Raw genomic sequence first — 21,381 nt, forward strand, 5'->3', positions numbered from 1 at the left:
TTTTTTTACAACATTGTCAGTGCGTTAAGGCGGGATATTTTTGGCTGGCGCCAGTCCAGCTTATCAAGGAGCATGGCAAGTTGTGAGCGGGTGATCGCGATTTTGCCGTCGCGTACAGCAGGCCAGACGAACTGTCCCTCTTCCAGGCGTTTGATAAACAGGCACAGACCATCAGCATCAGCCCAGAGTATTTTCACGGTATCGCCACGGCGTCCCCGGAAGATAAACAGATGGCCGGAGAAGGGATCCTCATCCAGAACGTGGTGTATCTGTTCGCCCAGCCCGTTGAAGGATTTACGCATATCCGTGGCGCCGGCGACCAGCCAGATGCGGGTGCCTGACGGGAGGGATATCATTGTGTCCTCCCGGTCAGTTCGCGGATCAGCACAGTCAGCAACTCTGACGACGGGTTCTCCAGCGTCATTTTGCCGTGGCGGAACTCAACATGACAGGAAGTGGCGCTGGCGTGAGCGGAGGAGAACGTACACAGAGTGTCATTCTCTGCTGCGGGCAACGGGTCGTTGATAACGTCGACGGACAACAGAGTCGGAGAAGCCGGAAGAGATTGAGGTACCACCGGCCCCACGATAGTTGCAGGCATTCGACGAGAGATTCGCCCCTCTCTCTGCCAGAGGCGTAGCCACTTAAAAATGAGATTATTATCAACGCCATGTTCCCGCGCCAGTTGTGCGACGTTGGCATCTGGTCGTGAAGCCAGTTCGACCATCCGAAGTTTGAAGTCACTGGAATAGACGGTACTCGATTCAGTTCGCCAGTTGGCAGCATTTTCCATGAACAGAACTCCTTCTAAATTAGACGGAGCTCTAAGCTAGCGATCCCGGGACTGGAATCACAGGCGGCAGTGACTTGACGCTTACGGCATATTTCCGTTTCCATCAAAACGTCTCCGTTCGCCGTTAAAGAGCCTTACTACGGCAACGTGGCCACGGAGAAACTGCTTACACCCACTCAGGACACCAGGGACATCATTGCTGCCGCCACGGCCTCACAGTGCTGAGCTGATGATGGTTCTGGACGGGATCAACAACTCAGGGCTGGGTAAAGTATGGTTTGCCGGTAGAGGAATTGCCAGGAATGGCCGATGAAACGTGAGATGCCTTCATCGGCATATACCACCCGCAGGAAGGAGCTGCCGGTTGCCCGTTTCTGACCGGCGAAATGACAGACGGAACTTGCTGCCAGATCATACTTTACCGATCATGCAGATGACTTGTCTCAGGGGGGAACCATGACAAATATCATTCTGTGTGATGTAACTGCCAGCGTCAGCGAACTTAAAAACGATCCGGTGGCCAGCGCCGGTGCCGGCTGCGGCTACCCGGTCGCTATTATTGACAGCAACCGGCCTGTTTTTTTATTGTGTGCCCGCGGTTCTGTATGAAAAAATGCTCGATCTTCTGGACGAAAAAGACCTGGCGCAATTGATAACAGAACGTCAAAACCAATATATTTTGTGATCGGACAACGTGACAAACGACATCACAGTGGAGACACTGCTGACGAGGTGATCCCAAGGTCGTAAAACGGCCGGAACTGGTTACCGGCCGAACGAAGGACCGGCCTACGCGCAGCGGCGGCAACTGGCTTTAAAAATGCTGGCGGAAATTTAAAATTAAGCCGCATACCCTGCGAAATTTTGCAGATTTCACTCAACATGCATGCTTCGTTCATTTCCCAACAGAGCTCTCACCATCGCCTGTAATAGCAGTCCTGCTGCGTGATTACTCCGCTCAACGGGTCACCGGCGCCATGCCAATACCTGTTCGTGACAGGCATTGATGGAACTGCGATCCCAAACTAATAATGTAACGACGATGCAGGTGGGACCGTGGTCCCAGGCTGAAAACCTAAACGACGATACAGGTGGGACCGTGGTCCCAGGCTGAAAACCTAAATGACGATGCAGGTGGGACCGTGGTCCCAGGCTGAAAACCTAAACGACGATGCAGGTGGGACCGTGGTCCCAGGCTGGAAGCCTAAACGACGATGCAGGTGGGACCGTGGTCCCAGGCTGAAAACCTAAACGACGATGCAGGTGGGACCGTGGTCCCAGGCTGAAAACCTAAACGGCGATGCAGGTGGGACCGTGGTCCCAGGCTGAAAACCTAAACGGCGATGCAGGTGGGACCGTGGTTCCAGGCTGAAAACCTAAACGACGATACAGGTGGGACCGTGGTCCCAGGCTGAAACCTATACGACGATACAGGTGGGACCGTGGCCCCAGGCTGAAAACCTAAACGACGATGCAGGTGGGACCGTGGCCCCAGGCTGAAAACCTAAACGACGATGCAGGTGGGACCGTGGTCCCATAGAGAGTATTCAGGCCAGTTATTTTTTTCTGGCCTGTGAGAAAGGAAATGAAGTAAAGGGAGATAACCGTAGACTAAAGCGTGTCCGCATCAAACTCCTAGTTTCTCAAGCTCCTTAAGAATGGCTTCTATTTTCTCTATACACTCCGCAGGAATGCGGGACCTATCCAGGTTAAGCACCATTTTATCGCCCTTGTACAATGCTGTTGCCCCTGGAGCAAACTGATGACGTGAGCTCAGATTAACTCTTGATGCGGAAGATTGTTTCAGTACGGATGTTAAAAGACTAATGACCTCTTCAGCTTCGAAGATTAGTCCCGCTTTCTTCTGATCGTGGAGAGTCTCAGCCTGCTGCTTCAGTAATTCTTCTTTATCTGCAAAAGCCTTCTGAAGGGCTTCACCTGACCGGGCAGACAGTTCTCCAGGATGTGCAAACAGGGCAACAACGGATTTAGGCAGTTTGGCCGTATTGATACAGCGGGTAATGATCTTACGAGAGATGTTTTCCGCATCGGCAAGTGCAGAAATATTTCCAGCAAACTCATTCTGCAGCCGGCTTGTATAACGCAGACCACGTTCATAAGCACTCGTCGGCCGATAATCGTTACCCAGTCGGGACAATGCTGCCATCTGCTCATCGTCCAGTTCACCAACCAGAATGCGATAATCACTTTCCGTCAGGATTGCGGCTTTACGGCGACGGCTGCCGTCTGCAATTTCAATGACATCGGAAACCCGGCGGCCGAAAGCTGGAGTCTGCTGACCAGTCAGTAAAAATGAAGGAATGAGATCATCCAGGGCATCTTCGGTAAGTAGTTCCTGATCGCGCTCATTGCCTGACCATACGCGTGAAGCGCTCTCAACAGAGTCTCCCCGGAGCACTTCAAGGGTAAATTTTACTTCCCGTCCACATACCGGAAGAGAGATGGCATTACCGCGGGCCATAGCACCCACGCGCGCAATTAATGAATCCACCATCGGCGCAGCCGGCGCCGGTGATGAGGTATCTTCAGTCGATTGAGTATGTGTGGTATGTCTTGGAATGACAGGGGCACGCTTCATTATCTAATCTCCCAGCGTGGTTTAATCAGACGATCAAAAATCTCATCGCAAACAGGCTCCCAGATAGAGAGGGCATTACGCCAGGCACCTGTTGAAGAACGTTGATCGATAGCCTGTTCAAAAACGGTTCTCATACGGATCTGACCTTTACCGACTTCATCCGTTTCGCGCACAACATTTTTAAGGACCATGCTTCCCCAGGCATCCCGAATTTGTTCTTCCATCCACGGGGACTGCGAGCCGTTATTATTACTGTATTTGGTAAGCAGAATACGGACATCTGGCTCGAAGCCTTTAAGATCCACGTTCTTAAGCAGGTCACGAAGCATATCGAAAAACTGCAGTGCGGAGGTGTAGTCGAACAGCTCTGCCGGAGTAGGGACAATCAATACATCAGCAGCGCATACAACATTTATCGTACCGATACCAAGGTTGGGTGCACTGTCGATAACAATCACGTCATAATCATGAGCGACCGTTTCAATGGCCAGACGGAGCATCAGGTGCGGGTCAGCAGGTAATTTGCCTTCGTCAAATTTCCCCATCAGCTCAGTTTCAATGCGGTGCAGTGCCAGACAGGACGGGATGATATCAAGGCCAGGCCAGCAGGTGGGCTTTATAGCGTAGCTGGCATCATCCTTTTCCCCAAGATAAAAGGGCAGGAGAGTGTCCTCAGCATGAATATGAAGATCGGGCACCCATCCGTGATACATAGAAGCCGTTCCCTGTGGGTCATTGCCTTCAACGAGAAGAACACGGAGTCCTTTCAGGGCTAGGTCCTGAGCTAGGTGAACAGAAACGGAGGTTTTGTAAACCCCCCCTTTATGAGCCGCAACCCCGATCACCGGAGGGAAAGCATCTTCTGCACGCCGCAGTCGGGTACCGAACACATCCCGCATATGATTGATTTGTTCGATGGTATAACCAACACGTTGTTCAACTCTGCCACGGGTTTCCATATCAGGGTGAGGTAACCGGCCGGCTTTCTCTGCATCCCTGATTGCCTGAGAAGAAACGCCAACCAGATCCGCCGCTTCACCAATTCTCCAGCGGCGGGTGATCTTCCTTGCTTCCGGACTGTCGTCATTAAACTGCGCAATGGCGATAGCCTTCGTCATCTCATGTCCAGCAGTAATGCACTGGTTAAGTATATCCATCAGTCCCATTCTGAGCATCCTTTAATCATCACTTTGCATCATTTTATTAAATCTTGGGATTATTTGCAAAGCAACAATAAAATCGCAAAGTCATCTGAAAATTGCAAAGCTGACTGTAATGAAAGCTGTAAACCGGAGAAGAGAGGCTCAATCACATACCGCAGTCAATATTTCTCACTGCCGCTCGCCGCAGTAAGCGATCTCACGCAGTGAGGAAGTGGAAAAGCACAGAGACTGCACAAAGCACGAACGCTACGATGCCGGATACTTCTCCGGATTAGTCTATCTTCATGAAGTTGACTGTGATATGTGAAAAATTGACTATGGTATGAAACTAAAAGCCGAGGGCTGGTCAACAACAAAAGAAGATTCTACATATCGCAGTCAATATTTAATGTTAAATCAGGGAGAGTTACTCATGCGGCATTCAGATTACCCTTGCAGAACCCTGAATGTGGTGGGGTAGATCTGGCTGGGGATTAACGTTATTCATTGCTTCGATCCAGTAATTGATCCCAAAGAGATCATATTGAGATCCTAAAGAGATCCCCGGATCGCTGCAGCAGGCGCTGTAACTGGCTTGAACGTCATACTGGATCGACTGTGGAATGTAAAAAGTTGACTGCTGTATGCGAAATCTAATACTGTGATATGCAACGGTATTTACTGAGGTATGTATATCCGTTGACTGCGATACGTATAACGACATTCTTTTGTGGATAACCGTTGAGGATCAAGATGACGAGCGAAAATAACAGCTTACCTCTCAATCTTCAGGAAGTGGACAAGACAACCGGCGAAGTTGTTAAGCTGGATGTCAACAGTACCAGTACTGTGCAGCCGGTAGCGCTCATGAGGCTCGGTCTCTTCGTTCCAACCCTGAAATCAACCTCCAGGAGTAAGGCAAACCGTAAAAACGTCACAGATGCCACTGAGGAGCTCGTACAGCTGTCCATCGCCAAAAGCGAAGGGTACACCGACGTTAAGATCACCGGTTCGCGTCTTGATATGGACACGGATTTTAAAGTCTGGCTCGGGATCATTCGCTCGATGTCTGAGTATGGGGTAAAAAGTGACACTCTGGAGCTGTCGTTCGTTGAATTCGTTAAGATGTGTGGATTTGACTCACGGCGCTCAAACAAGAAAATGCGGGATCGCATCAGCAATTCCCTGTTTAAACTCGCCTCGGTTACCCTGAAGTTCCAGAGCGAGACCAAAGGATGGACCACCCATCTGGTGCAGTCAGCCTATTATGACATCAACGAGGATATCGTGGAGATCAAGGCTGAACCCAAGCTCTTTGAGCTTTACCATATGGACAGGCGGGTCCTGCTTCGGCTGAAAGCCATTGACGCCCTGCAGCGGAAGGAATCTGCCCAGGCGCTGTATACCTACATCGAGAGCCTTCCCCAGAATCCCGCACCTATCTCCATGAAACGTATGCGGGACCGGCTGAATCTTACCTCAAATGTCTATACGCAGAACCACACGGTCCGAAAGGCTATGGAGCAACTTCGGGATATCGGCTATCTGGATTACACCGAGTTTAAACGTGGCCGGGCGACTTACTTTAGCGTTCATTATCGCAATCCCAAACTCATCAGCGGGACGGTGAAGGTACCGCGCAAGGAGGAAGAAGAGAAGGCGCCGGAGCAGAATTATGACGAAGTCATCAAGGCACTGAAGGCTGCAGGCATCGATCCGCAGAAACTTGCTGAAGCGCTATCGGCGATGAAGCCGGAAAATTGACTGCGATATGCATTACCATGACTGCCGTATGCATACGCAATTAGTTATTGACTGTGAGGTGCATCACGCATACTACAGTCAATATTCGCTCTCCTTCCTGCAGGTAAAGATCGGACAATATTGACTGCGGTATGTCATTTATGGCCAGAATATGCTGATATTGACTGAAGCATGCAAGTTTGACGAGGGTGTTACCCGACCAATTGAGAGCTCTCCACGTGACTGCATCCCGCAGTCAATATTTCAGTAAATCCCCGGTGCGCACTGAATGAAGCCACTCAGCAGAGCGTTGATTCCGGCATTGCCATACAAGAGCTGCTAAAACCAGTCCTCCGAAGTTCGTTAATCCTATCGTACCCTCAGCCAGCTTCGCACTGATATCTGCAATCATGAAGAGGAAACCTGATGGCTGTCAGAAATGGCCCGGGACGCAGTCACCGACGATATACTGAATAACGACCTGGCTTACCCGGTTGGAAAGGCCCTCAGGTATATCCCCTGTAACTTGCTGATATCCGGATCGCAGTAAGTTTTATTGTCTGCGGTATGAAGATGTCAGCTGGTCACCAGAGGACCGGGGCTCCTTAATACGAATGATGTCATGGTGCAATGAGAAGGTGAGGGGACACGGGATGCGGTATGAATATTTCTCTCCAGACCCGGACGGAATGATGCCTGGGTCATACTGGATAAGCGTAACGCTTCTGCAGCCGGCACGGTGAGAGACTCAGAAGCGACTGACTGACTCTGCCTCGTCTGGAATGCGTTTGTCTTTATCTCCTTCACTAAGTGGCAAAGCCCCGGCCGCCTGCCCGACAATCTCAGCCGGCCGGTGGCAGGGAGCGAAGGATCTCCGCGGCATCTCGACCGTCAGCGGTAAAGGGAACGGCCAGGGTGGCAGCCATGTCCAGCGCAAATACCCGGGTATAGACTTCCATCGAGCGCGGATCCTTATGCCCGGCCAGCGCCTGGATGACCTTCCTAAGCTGCCGGTGATAAAGCATGTGCATGATATAGCTGTGCCGGAAGGTATGCGGCGTCACGGCGATCGAAAAATGCACGCCATCAGCTTCAGTCCGCTTCACCGCCTGTTTCAGCCAGTTGCGCATTGTCTCATCCGTGACCGGCCATAACGGCTCCCGCCGGCGGGGCGGGTGGTGACCATCCAGCTTTCCATCTGACGCACAAAACTGCCATCCGTCAGCGGCACCAGGCGCACTTCATCTTTTGGCGGCCGCCCGCGGCGCGCCCGCACTTTCTCCGAAAGCACCTTAACAAAAGGGCGCAGACCATCCAGGTCGAAGGATTCCGGGGTGAGCGTCCGGGCTTCACCGATACGGCTCCCGGTATTCCACATGGTGGCGAACAACATGTGGTGACGCTGGTCCGGCATATACCAGAGGAGGGCGCTCACTTCCGGCGCCAGGAGGTAAGCCGGCGTGGCACCTGTTGAGGTGGCCATCCGCCGGAGTGCCACAGCGGTCGCAAAATCAACGCCCGGGGCGGATCGGCAGCAGGGAGACGCGATCTGGTGAATTCTGCAGGGGAATGATGCTGTTCATGAGTTATTTTTCACGTAGCGCACAACGGGTTTGGATACAGCTATTCTGGCCTGAAGCGGCTGATCCTGCCATGACAATAAATCGCAGCGCGCGGATCCTTTTGTTGTCTTATCCCACATTATTGCGGGTAAAACCAAATGCGTAAAGGATCCTTTTGCGGTTAAGATCTATGTTTAAGCCAGTTATGACGCGGCCTGCAGGCACTTTCGTCGTTTTTGGGAGAAATGGGGTAATGCCAGGACAAACAGCTATGTTGACACTGGCATTAATGGAGACGAGAAACGGCTACCTTCCAGATGCGATCGGCAGGAATGATCTTTAACATGTTCCGTCTGTGGTTGTGTAAGGGCAGCCAGTACGGCAGTGACGACTGGCACCGCTTCTGCGGGCCAATAACCTGGCACCGAGCTTGAGCCGGCGTGGCAACTGCCAGGATAATGCGGTGGCCGAATTGTTCTTCAGTTCACTGAAAAAAGAACGCATTAGTAAGAGAACATACCAAACCGGGATCTGGCCCGGGCGGATGTCTTCGATTACATTGAAGTGTTCTACAATCGGACCTGGCGCCACAGTCATCCCGGCGGCGTCAGTCCGGAGGCCTTCGAACAGGCCTCGTCGTGAGGACAGAATTTGTCTACAGGCATGGGGTCAGTCCATAGTTACATCTAATGTATCCTATGAACCGAGCGTATTTTCCCCATTAAGGGAAGTATCTTTTTTTGAAATTCCCGTAAAACGGGAATGATAAGATAGAAAAGTTACTTTTGTAGTTGAGCATTTGCATTAAGACGCATGCACGTTAGAACCGCGTCAGATGGGACCCCTGGATTTCGGGCCAGTATGACGGACAAGAGGAAAAGACCTAAGCGAAGGCAAGCGGCAGGATCAATAATAATTTTATGTATAAAATTAATGTCTCTCTCGTCTTTGTTGATAGCTACAACTCCCCCCTCCATCATTGCTGTGGATTTACCATCAAAAGTAACTTTTACGTTTTTGTAGACTTGCTTATTATGGTGCTTTGTTTTTTTATGTTTCAGAACAGCCTCATGAGTAAGGCGAAGAAACGCCATACACAAGGTGATCACTTCATCATCACTCAGCTTTGTTGAAAAGGCCTTTTGACCAGTCCAGTCAAAACTTCCCGGCTTCGATACTAAAGGCCCCGCAAGGATAAGATTCACACTGCCATTTGTCTCAGAAAAATTGAGCTCAAGTGCTGTCTTACCGGAATTAAATACCTTTTCATTTCGGTAAGGTTGATGCTGTGGTACATCGTTATTTATATTTTCCACCAAATATGTCCTTCACCTTCGTTGATTAAATTCTTCACCAGACCAATGTAGGTATACCCTCTAGGTTGCTTCATCGCAAAAATATAAGCACTGGTCTCCAGCATTAGATAGTCTCCCGAGGGAGCACCAGGAGGAACCTCTGTAGAGCTAAAGCTTTTAGTGTGCTCCTTTTTAACTTTGACCCTGGCCCAAATTCAGTGCAGTGCTAAATCAGAGAGCTTCGTCTTTCCGGAGACTTCGGATGAATTCAGCCGGAGTCATGTCATTTAATGATGAATGCGTTCTCTCATGATTATATTCCCTGCGCCAGTTGTCGAGTTTGTCCTGCGCATCTTCCAGCGACAGGAACCAGTGAATGTTCAGGCATTCATCCCGCAAACTGCCGTTAAATGATTCAATAAACGGGTTATCCGTTGGTTTTCCGGGGCGGGAGAAGTCCATTGTAACACCGTGCTCATACGCCCATTTATCCAGACTTTTCGAGATAAACTCGCTGCCGTTATCTGTCTGAATACGTACCGGCAGGCGCTTGCCCGGCACCCGCAACCTTTCCATCACACCGACCACATCCTCACCTTTCAGCGACTTTCCGGCATGGATCGCCACACACTCCCGACTAAAATTATCCACTACAGTCAGCGCCCGGAAACGTCGTCCGTTAAACAGGTTATCCGACACGAAATCCATACTCCAGCACTGATCGACTCCGCTCAGGACCGGACGTTGCTGACGATGTGCTGCACTGACATGCCTGCGGGGGCGCTTTCTGCGCAGGTTGAGGCCTTCCAGACAGTAAATCCGGTGTGTTTTCTTGTGGTTAACAGGCCAGCCTTCCCGCCGCAGCTGAATATGAATACGCGGGCAACCGTAGCGGATCCGGGTTTCCGCTATTTCCCGGATACGCAGGGTTATCGCCCGATCATCCCGCCAGCTCTGCCAGTGGTAAACGGTTCTGCTCTGCATCAGCAGTTCGCATCCCCGCCGGACACTGATACGGTAAGCCTCCCGCAGAAAATGCACCGCCTGACGCTTCTGAGCCGGCCTCAGAACAGTACCTCCTGCAGCATCTCCTTGTCCAGACTCAGGTCTGCCACCAGTTTCTTCAGCCGCTGATTTTCATCCTCCAGTTGCCGCAGACGCCGCAGTTCGGTCACGCCCATGCCGCCAAACTTTTTCTTCCAGTTAATGGGATGGACTACCTCCTCCCGCTGCGGTTAACTGTACGAAATGTGCTCACCAGGAGAATCACCATGAATATCGTATTTCTGGGTATTGATCTGGCTAAAAATGTTTTTCAGCTCTGTGGGTTAAACCAGGCCGGCAAACCGGTTTATACGAAACGAACTGGCCGAAAAGAATTGCTCCAGACGCTGGCAAATATTCCTGCATGTCTGATTGGGATCGAAGTGTCCACCGGGGCATTTTACTGGCAGCGTGAGTTTGAGAAACTGGGGCACAAAGTAAAGGTCATCAGTCCTCAGTATGTAAAACCCTTTGTCCGCGGGCAAAAAAATGATGGTAATGATGCACAGGCCATCGCAGTGGCTCTGATGCAACCGACAATGCAGTTCGTGCCACCAAAAAGCCCCGAACAGCAGGATATCCAGGCTTTACACCGGGCAAGGCAGCGTATTGTCAATCACCGCACTGCTACAGTTTGTCAAATAAGAGGGCTGTTACTTGACCGGGGGATCCCCATTGGCAGTGCTGTCTCCAGAGTTCGCCGGGCTATTCCTCTTATCCTTGAAGATGCAGAAAACGGTCTAAGTTCCCGTATGCGCAGAACAATTGCCGAGCTCTATGAGCTCTTTAACGATCTCGGGCGTCGGATCCATTTTTTTGATAAGGAAATTGAAACAGTATTCAGGCAATCAGAAGCCTGTCAGCGTATCGCCAGAGTTAAAGGCATTGGCCCTAAAACGGCCACGGCCGTTGTTGCTGCTATTGGCAAAGAACTGAATTTAAGAATGGCCGCCACTTTGCTGCATGGCTGGGTCTGGTTCCACGCCAGCATTCGCGTGGTGACAGACAGGTGCTGATGAATATGACGAAAAAAGGCGACAAGCATCTGCGGACACTTTTTATTCATGGTGCCCGCGCTGTCGTCAGGGTTGCCACGAATAACAATGATGGCCATATGAATCAGTGGGTTAACCAGTTAAAGGAACGGCGCGGATTTAATAAAACGACCGTGGCGGTCGCTAACAAAAACGCGCGAATAATCTGGTCGATGCTGAGAAATGAGACCGAGTATCAGGTAGTGTGAAATTAATCCCCTGCCAGAAAAAGTTGCAGCGTACTGAGAAATGGTGACAGGTTGCACCTGCACAATCGGAACCTGATTTTTATACTGGCCTCAGAGGCCGTCCAGTTGTTGAGGCGATTGTGTGCGAATTACCCATTTGGGCACAGATTTTCCTGATGCCGGATAGATGTAAGCAACAACCCAAAACCAGGTTCAGTACTTGCAAAACGGAGGTAGTCCATAGATATAAAAGGTGGCGTCGGAAATAGCGTGCTTACGGCAGAGCTCACGGGCAGAAACCCCGGCTTCAGCCTCGCGGAGGATACTGATGATCTGTTCGTCGGAAAAACGCTTCTTCATGGGGATGTCCTCATGTGGCTTATGAAGACATTACTAACATCGCGGTGTATTAATCAACGGGGAGCAGGTCAACGACGCTTCATGCTGCCGTTACAGCAGCATCAGCAAGTCAGCGAAGCCGGTTAATGTCCGTTTTAAAACACCCACCCGGGGTGAAATCAGCCCTATAGTGGTTGGCTACACAGGCCCGAAAGTCTTCGGAGAAGGCGGGGGGAAAGTTAAAAGCATGGCAAAAATCGCCGTCGTAGTCCGGTAGCGTCAGCGAACCGCCAGACATGGGTTATTTAACCGTCGAAGCGCGTAGTCGGGCTATGCCGCATGGCAGATCCTGCCGCAACGGCGTAGCCGGTGCTCAAAGTCGTGAAAGCGCATATTCCGCAATAGCGCTATCTAATACGCCAGTGCCGGATAAGCAGCACAATGATATATCCGTTGGTTTTCTCTGGCAGGCGATTTCCCCGGCAATGATTTTGCCAATTTCGTATACCGGCCAGGGCGTTTCCTGATGTCTGTTTTTGAAATATTTCAGTTCGCCATGGCTTTCGCTTTGCGACTGCAGGTCGCAGCAAAAGATATCCACCATAGTGAGCAACTCGCCGCTAATTTCCCGTTTGAATTCATTATCCGATCCGATCGCCGTAATATGGCTGCCGCGACTCACGTGCTCCGCCAGTAACACCGGCTCGATCGCCGGCGTTGTCGTGACAATAATATCAGCATCGCGACAGGCATCTTCTATCCTCTCGTATGCCCGTACCTGAGGGGCCACATCCTGCATCTCCTGCGCATATTCCACAGCATGGTCATCGTTGCGCGACCAGACATTAACCTGTTCAAGCGGAAATAGCAGTTTTAATGCTCTGACCTGCAACCGGGCCTGTTCCCCGGAACCGATGACGGCAACCCGTGTGCTGTCGGCGCGGGCCAGATATTTCGCGGCGATAAGGCCGGATAACGCCGTTCTGACGGCCGTCAGATAGCCATTATCAGCCAGAATGGCCTCCGCACGGCCCGTTTCAGCGTCGAACACGATCATCATCCCGCTCAGGCTGGGCAGACCATACGTATGATTATTAAAGAACCCGGTGCTGATTTTAACGGCGAAATTATGCGCGCCATGGATATAGGCGGTTTTAATATCAACTTCGCCGTGATATTGCGGAAAACTCATGGAAAGAATATCCGGCTGAATCACTTCGCCCTTGCCTAACGCGCGCATGGCAGATTCGATCACTGCCGCAGCATCCATATCGATGGCGACCGACCGGGAGATGGCTGCCTGATCAACAAGTTTCATTGCCCTACCTCATCCACATTCACTGCCCGTTGCCGTAAAGCCGGCAACGTCGCGGTGGCAATACTATTGCCGCTTAAAATCAGGACGACCTTACGGCCTTTGATGTCCGGACGATATTGCAATAGCGCCGCAAGACCCACCGCCGCCGCCCCTTCGACCAAAATTTTCTCTTTTTCGAACAGCAACAGCAGCGCGGCGGCGATATAATCGTCGCTCACCTGGAAATGCTGATCCATCACCTGTTTCACAGCCGGCAACGTCCAGCGGTTATCCATGCCAATGCCGCCGCCCAGCGAATCTGCCACGCTGGCGACCTCTTCAACCATCACCGGTTTGCCCGCCTTCAGGCTTTCCCACATCGCCGCGCCCTGCGCCAGGCTCACGCCGACGATATGGGTTTGTGGAGCAAGGTGTTTCATCGCCAGACCGATGCCACCAAGCAATCCGCCGCCGGAAAGTCCGCTAAAGATATAATCAATGTCGTTGAGCTGTTCATTCAGTTCAAAGGCGATGGTTCCCTGTCCGGCAATAATCGACGGATGATCAAAGGGCGGAATTTCTATCATGCCGAATTCCGCCACCGCGCGTTTCACTTCGGCCATCGCATCATCCTGGCTGGCGCCAACACGCACTACCCGGCTGCCTTCCAGTTCGATATTGCGGACTTTATTTTCCGGCACCAGAGAAGAAAGATAGACCGTCGCCGGGATCCCCAGCTTTTTCGCCACATAAGAAACGGCTCGCCCGTGGTTGCCAGTCGACGCGGTGACCACGCCATTGCGCCTGATCCGTTGCTCATTTTTTTGCAGCTCGCCGAGAATCGTATTGGCGGCGCCGCGAATTTTAAACGCCCCCGTCGGCTGAAATTGTTCGCATTTCAGATAAATTTGCGCAGAAAACAGATCGGATAAACTGCGGGAATAGATCAACGGGGTGGCCAGCGCCAGAGGATAAATACGTTCCCGGGCAGCATAAAACTCCGCGATATCAATGTCTGAAGAGACGTTATTTGCCATATCAACTCCCGTCGGCAATCACGCCGACGCTATACGAATTAAGCTAAGAGAAAAAACGGCCATTTGCAACAGCGTTTTTTGTCCACGCCAAAAATTACAATACCATCGACAGGAAGCGCTGGAGTTCAGGCGTCGATGGATGATTAAATAACATTTCCGGGCTACCCATCTCATGTACTTTACCGCTATACATAAACACGACTTTATCGCTAATTTTTCTGGCAAAGGCCATTTCATGGGTAACCATGATAATCGTCATCCCTTCTTTGGCTAATGCTTCAATCACTAATAACACCTCGTTAACTAATTGGGGATCGAGGGCGGAGGTGATTTCATCACATAATAAAATTTCCGGGTTTATCGCTAACGCGCGGGCAATGGCGACACGTTGTTTTTGCCCGCCAGATAATTGATCGGGATATTCATCAAACTTATCCGCGAGGCTCACCCGTTGTAGTAGCCGTAAAGCTTGCTCTTGCGCTTTTTCTTTCGTCAGATAATTCGTCAGGCGCGGGGCCAGCATAATGTTTTCGGCGACGGTCAAATGCGGGAATAAATTAAAATTCTGAAAAATCATCCCGACGTTACTGCGTAATTGCTGCAAAGCCCGTTTATTGCTGCAGTCCACCAGTTCGCTTTCTACCCGCAGTTCGCCGGACTGATAACTCTCCAGGCCATTGATGCACCGTAGTAAAGTACTCTTCCCGGAGCCGCTCTGCCCGATGATGCTGACAATTTCACCGCGCGCAATCTGCAGATCCACGCCGTTAAGCACATGATTCTGGCCGAAATGTTTATGTAAGTTGCGAATATCGACAATAGAGAATTTATTTTCCTGCTGATTCGCCGCCATTTGCATAATATCCTCATATTGAAAATAATTAACTTACTCAGAAAGTTACCGCGATGGTTAGCGTGCGGATATTATTCATTTAGAAATTGCTGTAACCGTTCGCTTTGCGGGCGATTGAATAGGTCATCCGGCGTTCCCTGTTCCAGAATATTGCCATGGCAAAAAAAACAGACTCGATCGGCAAACTCTTTCACGAACCCCATCTGATGCGTCACCATAATCATCGTCAACTTATGTTGTTCGCCTAATTGCCGAATGACATTCAGCACTTCGTTGCATAATTCCGGGTCCAGCGCCGATGTCACTTCGTCAAACAACATGATTTTCGGGCGCATGACCAGCGCCCGGGCGATCGCCACCCGTTGCTGTTGCCCGCCGGAAAGCTGCGAAGGATACAAATCGGCTTTACCCATCAACCCGACCATTTGCAGCAAACTGACGGCGCGTTCTTCCGCTTCCGCTTTCGATAAGCCCAACGCTTTGATCGGCGCTTCGATGACGTTTTTCATAACGGTCATATGCGGAAACAGATTGAAGCTCTGAAACACCATGCCGATCTTTTTTCTTATCTGCCGAATATGCTTTTCCGGCGCGGTCACCAGTTGCCCATTTTTGTGGATATGCGTCAGTAACTCCCCCTCCACCTCAATGGTTCCGGAGTTTATTTTTTCCAGGGTCATCAAGGCGCGCAATACGGTGGATTTCCCCGAACCGCTGGGGCCAATAATCGCCAGTTTTTCCGCCGGGGCAACCGCCAGATTGAGATCGTTTAATACCCGCAGGTCGCCAAAATATTTATCGACATGATTAAAGCGAACTAACGGTTGGCTGTCTGGTTTTTGTGCAACATTCATCGTTACGCTCCGCTTTATGGTAAGGCGACTTTCTTTTCTATCTTATTAAAAAGAATGGCCAGCACGATGCTAATGGTCAGGAAGAAGCACCCCACCAGGGTTATCGGTTCGAGGTAACGGAAATTCTCTGAACCAATGTTTTTTGCTTCTTGCATAATTTCCACAACGGTTATTGCTGATAACACCGGGGTATCTTTAAACATCGCAATAAAATAGTTACCCAGCGCCGGCACTACCGGCCTGATAACTTGCGGGAAAATGATATCCAGATAGGCGGCTCGCCCCGGGATATTCAGCGCTTTAATCGCTTCCCATTGCCCGGTCGGGATGCCATTAAATCCTGAACGATAGACCTCGGCGGTATAACAGGCATAATGCAGCCCGATACCGATGATCCCAGCCTGGGTTGCCGAAATATTCAGGCCATAGTTAGGCAGAACATAGAATATAAAGTAAACCTGAATTAATAAGGGCGTACTACGAATAAACTCAATCACCCCGGTCGCCGGGAATGCCAGCCAGCGGTAAGCGCTACGCCGCGCCATCGCCAGAAATAACCCCAGCACTAACGCGATGACATAGCCGATGAGGGTGATATAAATTGTCTTGATCGACGCCTGCATCATCAGCGGGAAAATTTCCCATGTGTATTGCCAGTCAAAAAAGTTCATGCCGCCTTCCTCTTTTTACGCCCGGGCTGAAACCGCCGGTCAACCAGGCGCATCACCGCCACCAGTATTTGCGCCATGACAAAATAGAACAGCAGCGTCAGCCCCATAATTTGCAGCGTATTGCCGGTGAGCTGATCGAGTTGCCCGGCGCGAAAAGTGAGATCCGACAGGGTAATTAATGAAACCAACGAGGTATTTTTTAACAGTTCGATAAGAAGATTGGTCCCCGGCGGAATCGCATGGATGATAGCCTGCGGTAAAACGACATGGGTAAAGCACTGTAACGGAGAAATATTCAGCGATAATGCCGCCTCGGTCTGGCCTTTGGGGACCGCAAGAATCGCGCCGCGAAGAATTTCCGCGCCATAGGCGCCAATATGCAAGCCAAGACCAATAATAGCGACGACATACGGCGTCAACGTGATATTAAACGGCGGCAGCGGCAAAACATAAAACAGCCAGAACAGTTGGACCAGCAACGAGGTGCCGCGAAACAGTTCGATAAAGCCGATAGCCAGCCATTTCACTCCCGGCCACCGGGAGAGTTTGCCTAATGCCGCGACGAGCGCCACCACCACCGCCAGCAGCGATCCAAACACGGTGATTTGCAAAGTAACTAAGGTGCCATCCCATAGCAAAGGCAATAATTCATGCATAAACACACCCGCTGATTTCACTAAAATCATTATGCAATGGCTTCTGCGCATAATGATAAAACATCAAATGATAAGGAAGAGGTTGTTTCCCCCTCTTCCTTGCGCTATTGCGCCGCTGCGGCTGTCACGAGCCCTTACAAATTTCAGCGGCGGTTTTATGGGTGATGTTGCTTTTATCAAAGCCAAATGGCGCCACGGTCCGCAGGTGTTCTTCCGAACCCAACCATTTTTTCAATTCCGCATTCACCTTATCTCTTAATTCCTTATCCTGCGGACGGAATGCCAACGCGCCATAGCCGATGTGCGAAGGATCGTCCACAAAATCCGTGGTCGCCTCTACCGACGATCCGCCTTTTTTCGCGAGATCCTTCATGGTCAGCGCGGTACCTATCGCCGCATCAGCCCGGCCCGCCTTGACGGCCTGCAACTGCGCCGTGGTATTTGGCACCTGAATAATCTGATCATCAGCAATACCGCTGTCCCGGGCATATTTCAGCTCAACCGTACCGGCGGTCACCGCAAGACGCAGGTCGTGGTTTTTGGCAAAATCAGCATAACTATGCAGTTTCTTTGGATTGCCGGGTTTAACCAACAACGTATCGCCAAGCTGATATTGCGGGTCGGTGAACAGCACCTGTTTGCAACGTTCCGGAGTGATATACATCCCTGCCGCGATCACATCAAAGCGTCCGGCATGCAAGCCCGGAATCAACGCCCCCCATTCCGTGAGCACGGAATCGACTTTTTTGGCGCCGAGTTTTTTGAAAATGATCCTCGCGATTTCCGGAGACTCGCCAGTCACCTTTCCTGACGCATCCGCATAGGCGAATGGCTCTTCATTGGAATAACCGATGGAGATTTCGCCTGTCTTGTTTAGCTTGTCGAGGGCCGTATCTGCATGACAGGAAAAGTTGATGAATAAAGCCAGCGCCCCAATCCCCAAGGCGGTTCGTTGTGTTTTCTTAAGCCATTTTTTCATTTACCCGAGCCTCCAAAATGATGAGTGATTCTTGTGCTGATAAACCATAATCCGACAAAGAAAATTGTCATTGCCAATGTTGTTGATGAGAGCGTGTTTTATCCTTATCACACAAAACAAAGTATACCAAGCCAAAAAAAATTGCTACGTTGTACTAGTGCATATAAATAAACAAAGCTTGAGGATTGACAATGAAATCATGGGGTACGGCGCTCAGCAAAATTCGTCCTGGCGAGTTCAAATTTAAGGTGCTTGTCGACACCATCATCCATGAAATTGAGACCGGGAAGCTTGTCGATGGGCAACGCCTTCCCCCGCAAAGGAAAGTAGCGGATGATCTGAACATTGGTATTCAAACGATCACTAATGTTTATAAGGAATTAAAAAGACAGGGATTGATTCGTGGAGAAACCGGCAGAGGCAGTTTTGTCACCCGGCGGGCTACCGATAATGTCAATTACGACATATTGGATCAGCAACAGCAAACCATGCTGGACTTTTCCAATGCTTGTCTTATCCGCAATGCCGAGCAGGAAAAGGCATGGCGAGACACCTGCCTGCAACTGAGCCAGGAACAGTTTCAACCCTGGATTCATACGTTCAGGCCCATCGCCGGTCTTGAGCCTCACCGGCAAGCCGCCACCCAGTGGTTAAAGGAGAAAACCGGGCTTGATGTCGAAACCAAATCCCTACTCATCACCAACGGTTGCGCAGAAGCTATCGATCTGGCGCTGTCATCGCTGGCGGGGCCGAATGATCTTGTGCTGTGCGAAAGGCTTACCGATCATGGCGTTATCGGTATGTCGCAGGTGTTGGGATTTAAATTAAAGGGTTTGGAAATAGATGAACACGGCATTATTCCCGATCATTTTGAAGAGCTGTGCGACGACCAGAAAGTGACCGCTTTGGTCTGCACGCCAAACCTCAATAACCCCACCGGAGCGATTATGCCGGAGCACCGCCGGCGGCAAATTGCTGAAATTGCCGCACGTTACAATGTTTATATCATTGAAGACGATGTCTACGGCGCGCTATTAAGCCAGCAACAACGCCCGCGCCCCATCGCCACCTGGGCGCCTGATCTCACTTTTTATTGCACCAGCTTCACCAAAACGGTCCTTACCGGATTACGCATTGGCTACCTCGTCATGCCGCCGAAACTGGCCTTACGCACCGAAAGTATATTGCGCGTAACCAGCTGGATGGCCTCGCCGATACTGGCGGAAATCGCATCGCGTTGGGTAATGGATGGCACGGCAAACCATCTTATTGAAGGACAAAAGAAATTAATCAGTAAACGGCAGGCGCTGGTCAGGAAATATTTTGCTAAATATTTGTCAGGCGGCAGCCCTCAGGCATTGAGTTGCTGGATAAACATCCCCGAACACTGGCAGCCCGATCATCTCACGGCAGAACTACGCAAAAGACAGGTCGCCGTTTCGTCATCCTCGCCCTTTTCGGCCGATAAAACCGCCATCACTCATGCCATTCGGGTATGTATTGGTGCAGACTGCAGCGATGCGCAATTCGAGCAAGGGCTATTGACGATTTACGACTTGTTCAACCAATATCCGCAGATACAACCTGCCGACGTTGTATAATGACAATCATATTTTTTTCATATGAAAAACCATGACAAATAAAATGCACTAGTACAATGCAATTCATTGCCAATCATAAATATCCTATTGTCATGTTTACAGAGAAGGGAAACGCAATAAATGTTGTTCTCGACATTGCCGCTCCCGCTCTGTTCAACACTGACTATCTTGTGCGGCAAGCCATAGGTAATCAAATATAAGCATCTATCGTGCCAAAAAAACCGATAGTGCGGGATACGGCGCATTTTCGTGCCGCATAAAAAAGATTGTTGATGAACAGCAGGTTACTGAACCTCTACTCTGCCCTAAACGGCGACAGCAGAAAAACGGTCATCGTGTTACGACGGAGAAACGTCCGTCATGCACCTTAATGGGGCAGATGCTGGCGACAGACGTCGGGGTGAACGCTTACGGATTTTTCAAACGGCAGGTTATGCAGTACGACAAATAGCCTGACTATTAATTTAAGTAGTTGTTTATAAGAGAGATGACTATGACCGAGGCTAACATCCAGCTTCCCTTTACCCGCGAAGAATACCAGCGGCGCTTAGCCAAAACCCGTGCAGCTATGCAGGATAAGGGAATCGAATTACTGATCGTAACGGACCCATCGAACATGGCCTGGCTGACCGGTTATGACGGCTGGAGCTTCTACGTTCACCAGTGCGTGCTGTTGCCGCTGGAAGGCGACCCCTATTGGTACGGGCGGGGGCAGGATGTTAATGGTGCGAAACGCACCGTTTATATGCAGGAAGATCACCTGATTGGCTATCCCGATTTCTATGTTCAGTCGCCTGTCCGCCATCCCATGGATTATCTGTCCAAAGAGGTGATTGCGGCCCACGGCTGGGAGAAAATGACCATTGGCGTAGAAATGGATAACTACTATTTCAGCGCGAAAGCTTTTGCCTCTCTGCAAGCGCATCTTCCTGCAGCTCGCTTTGTGGATGCGACGGCGCTGGTAAACTGGCAACGGGCAGTGAAATCGGCACAGGAAATCGAATATATGCGGGTCGCCGCGCGTATTGTCGAAAGTATGCATACCCGGATTTATGAACGTATCGAGCCGGGCATGCGTAAATGCGACCTGGTGGCTGAAATTTATGATAGCGGTATCCGCGGCGTCGGCAATTTTGGCGGCGACTATCCGGCCATCGTCCCGCTATTGCCATCGGGAAAAGATGCCTCCGCACCTCATTTGACCTGGGATGATTCGCCGATCCTGAATAATACCAGCACCTTTTTCGAGATCGCCGGTTGTTATAAACGCTACCATTGCCCGATGTCGCGCACCATTTATCTTGGCAAGCCGCCGCAATTTTTCCTTGATGCGGAAAAAGCGGTTCTCGAAGGTACTGAATGCGCTCTCGACGTCGCCAGAGCTGGCAATACCACCGGGGATATCGCGCGGACATTCTTTTCCGTCTTAGAAAAATATGGCATTCATAAAGATAACCGTTGCGGTTATCCGATCGGCATCAGTTATCCTCCTGATTGGGGCGAACGGACCATGAGCTTACGTAGTGATGATCATACAGAACTTCAGCCAGGAATGACCTTCCATTTCATGACAGGACTGTGGATGGATAGCTGGGGTTTAGAAATTACTGAAAGTATTTTAATTACCGATACTGGTGTCGAAACTTTCTGCAATTATCCGCGTAAACTCTTTATTAAAGATTAATGGGTATTGA

15 protein-coding genes and 7 pseudogenes are annotated in these 21,381 nt (G+C 50.5%); 7 read left to right on the forward strand and 15 right to left on the reverse strand.

Annotation, left to right across the window (positions count from 1 at the left end; genetic code table 11):
- Positions 1-5: 5 nt before the first annotated feature.
- Both tnpB and ACLH1I_RS24470 read right to left on the reverse strand, forming a co-directional pair.
- Positions 6-356, reverse strand: coding sequence for an IS66 family insertion sequence element accessory protein TnpB (tnpB, locus tag ACLH1I_RS24465; RefSeq protein WP_048298754.1), 351 nt, complete (start codon positions 354-356; stop codon positions 6-8).
- Entirely contained in the window at positions 353-793 is a 441-nt protein-coding gene (locus tag ACLH1I_RS24470) for a transposase (RefSeq protein ID WP_048298755.1), read from the reverse strand. Before ACLH1I_RS24470 ends, tnpB begins: the two co-directional genes overlap by 4 nt.
- A gap of 84 nt (positions 794-877) precedes the next feature.
- On the opposite strand from ACLH1I_RS24470, the pseudogene ACLH1I_RS24475 reads away from it, so the two are divergent.
- Positions 878-1,171: pseudogene (locus ACLH1I_RS24475) on the forward strand (DUF4113 domain-containing protein); the annotation flags it as partial.
- 78 nt (positions 1,172-1,249) lie between these two features.
- Positions 1,250-1,478, forward strand: a pseudogene (locus ACLH1I_RS24480) (type II toxin-antitoxin system Phd/YefM family antitoxin).
- A gap of 942 nt (positions 1,479-2,420) precedes the next feature.
- Here ACLH1I_RS24480 and ACLH1I_RS24485 read toward each other — a convergent pair.
- Positions 2,421-3,392, reverse strand: a complete 972-nt coding sequence (locus ACLH1I_RS24485; RefSeq protein WP_004117790.1) for a ParB/RepB/Spo0J family plasmid partition protein — start codon at positions 3,390-3,392, stop codon at positions 2,421-2,423.
- Entirely contained in the window at positions 3,392-4,558 is a 1,167-nt protein-coding gene (gene sopA / locus ACLH1I_RS24490; protein WP_023287153.1) for a plasmid-partitioning protein SopA, read from the reverse strand. Before sopA ends, ACLH1I_RS24485 begins: the two co-directional genes overlap by 1 nt.
- Before the next feature lie 729 nt (positions 4,559-5,287).
- On the opposite strand from sopA, the gene ACLH1I_RS24495 reads away from it, so the two are divergent.
- Positions 5,288-6,298: a RepB family plasmid replication initiator protein gene (locus tag ACLH1I_RS24495; protein ID WP_017900946.1), complete on the forward strand. Its 1,011-nt coding sequence runs from the start codon at positions 5,288-5,290 to the stop codon at positions 6,296-6,298.
- A gap of 821 nt (positions 6,299-7,119) precedes the next feature.
- Here ACLH1I_RS24495 and ACLH1I_RS24500 read toward each other — a convergent pair.
- Positions 7,120-7,860, reverse strand: a pseudogene (locus ACLH1I_RS24500) (tyrosine-type recombinase/integrase).
- A gap of 344 nt (positions 7,861-8,204) precedes the next feature.
- Here ACLH1I_RS24500 and ACLH1I_RS24505 point away from each other — a divergent pair.
- Positions 8,205-8,481, forward strand: a pseudogene (locus tag ACLH1I_RS24505) (IS3 family transposase); the annotation flags it as partial.
- 137 nt (positions 8,482-8,618) lie between these two features.
- On the opposite strand, the gene ACLH1I_RS24510 reads toward ACLH1I_RS24505, so the two are convergent.
- Complete coding sequence (locus tag ACLH1I_RS24510) at positions 8,619-9,155, reverse strand: hypothetical protein (protein ID WP_023288364.1); 537 nt, start codon at positions 9,153-9,155, stop codon at positions 8,619-8,621.
- 210 nt (positions 9,156-9,365) lie between these two features.
- Positions 9,366-10,339, reverse strand: a pseudogene (locus ACLH1I_RS24515) (IS3 family transposase); the annotation flags it as partial.
- A gap of 66 nt (positions 10,340-10,405) precedes the next feature.
- Here ACLH1I_RS24515 and ACLH1I_RS24520 point away from each other — a divergent pair.
- A pseudogene (locus ACLH1I_RS24520) lies at positions 10,406-11,421 on the forward strand (IS110 family transposase).
- 219 nt (positions 11,422-11,640) lie between these two features.
- On the opposite strand, the pseudogene ACLH1I_RS24525 reads toward ACLH1I_RS24520, so the two are convergent.
- The 8 genes and pseudogenes from ACLH1I_RS24525 to ehuB all read right to left on the reverse strand — a co-directional run.
- Positions 11,641-11,760 (reverse strand): annotated as a pseudogene (locus tag ACLH1I_RS24525) (transposase); the annotation flags it as partial.
- A 352-nt stretch (positions 11,761-12,112) separates the two neighbouring features.
- The gene (locus ACLH1I_RS24530) at positions 12,113-13,057 is read right to left on the reverse strand and encodes an ectoine utilization protein EutC (protein WP_032413397.1); all 945 of its coding nucleotides are present in this window, start codon (positions 13,055-13,057) and stop codon (positions 12,113-12,115) included.
- The gene (locus ACLH1I_RS24535) at positions 13,054-14,073 is read right to left on the reverse strand and encodes a pyridoxal-phosphate dependent enzyme (RefSeq protein ID WP_032731846.1); all 1,020 of its coding nucleotides are present in this window, start codon (positions 14,071-14,073) and stop codon (positions 13,054-13,056) included. The genes ACLH1I_RS24530 and ACLH1I_RS24535 overlap by 4 nt, the downstream gene beginning before the upstream one ends.
- Before the next feature lie 94 nt (positions 14,074-14,167).
- Positions 14,168-14,926, reverse strand: a complete 759-nt coding sequence (locus ACLH1I_RS24540; protein WP_032413392.1) for an amino acid ABC transporter ATP-binding protein — start codon at positions 14,924-14,926, stop codon at positions 14,168-14,170.
- 71 nt (positions 14,927-14,997) lie between these two features.
- Positions 14,998-15,780 (reverse strand): ectoine/hydroxyectoine ABC transporter ATP-binding protein EhuA, encoded by a 783-nt coding sequence (gene ehuA / locus ACLH1I_RS24545; RefSeq protein ID WP_032413390.1) that lies wholly within the window; start codon positions 15,778-15,780, stop codon positions 14,998-15,000.
- Between the two features lie 14 nt (positions 15,781-15,794).
- On the reverse strand, positions 15,795-16,451 hold the full coding sequence (gene ehuD / locus ACLH1I_RS24550; RefSeq protein ID WP_048281129.1) for an ectoine/hydroxyectoine ABC transporter permease subunit EhuD: 657 nt from the start codon (positions 16,449-16,451) through the stop codon (positions 15,795-15,797).
- A complete protein-coding gene (gene ehuC, locus ACLH1I_RS24555) occupies positions 16,448-17,107 on the reverse strand; it encodes an ectoine/hydroxyectoine ABC transporter permease subunit EhuC (RefSeq protein WP_032413447.1) in 660 nt (219 codons plus the stop codon). Before ehuC ends, ehuD begins: the two co-directional genes overlap by 4 nt.
- A gap of 124 nt (positions 17,108-17,231) precedes the next feature.
- Positions 17,232-18,086 carry an ectoine/hydroxyectoine ABC transporter substrate-binding protein EhuB gene (ehuB, locus tag ACLH1I_RS24560; protein WP_032413386.1) on the reverse strand — a complete coding sequence of 285 codons (855 nt, stop codon included), beginning with the start codon at positions 18,084-18,086 and terminating at the stop codon, positions 17,232-17,234.
- 191 nt (positions 18,087-18,277) lie between these two features.
- On the opposite strand from ehuB, the gene ACLH1I_RS24565 reads away from it, so the two are divergent.
- Both ACLH1I_RS24565 and doeA read left to right on the forward strand, forming a co-directional pair.
- On the forward strand, positions 18,278-19,687 hold the full coding sequence (locus ACLH1I_RS24565; protein WP_032413385.1) for a PLP-dependent aminotransferase family protein: 1,410 nt from the start codon (positions 18,278-18,280) through the stop codon (positions 19,685-19,687).
- A gap of 493 nt (positions 19,688-20,180) precedes the next feature.
- The gene (gene doeA / locus ACLH1I_RS24570; RefSeq protein WP_032413383.1) at positions 20,181-21,371 is read left to right on the forward strand and encodes an ectoine hydrolase DoeA; all 1,191 of its coding nucleotides are present in this window, start codon (positions 20,181-20,183) and stop codon (positions 21,369-21,371) included.
- The last annotated feature ends 10 nt before the right edge of the window (positions 21,372-21,381 follow it).

The sequence above is a fragment of the Klebsiella sp. 1SOBk10mer genome, from assembly GCF_046602535.1.
Taxonomy (GTDB): domain Bacteria; phylum Pseudomonadota; class Gammaproteobacteria; order Enterobacterales; family Enterobacteriaceae; genus Klebsiella; species Klebsiella quasipneumoniae.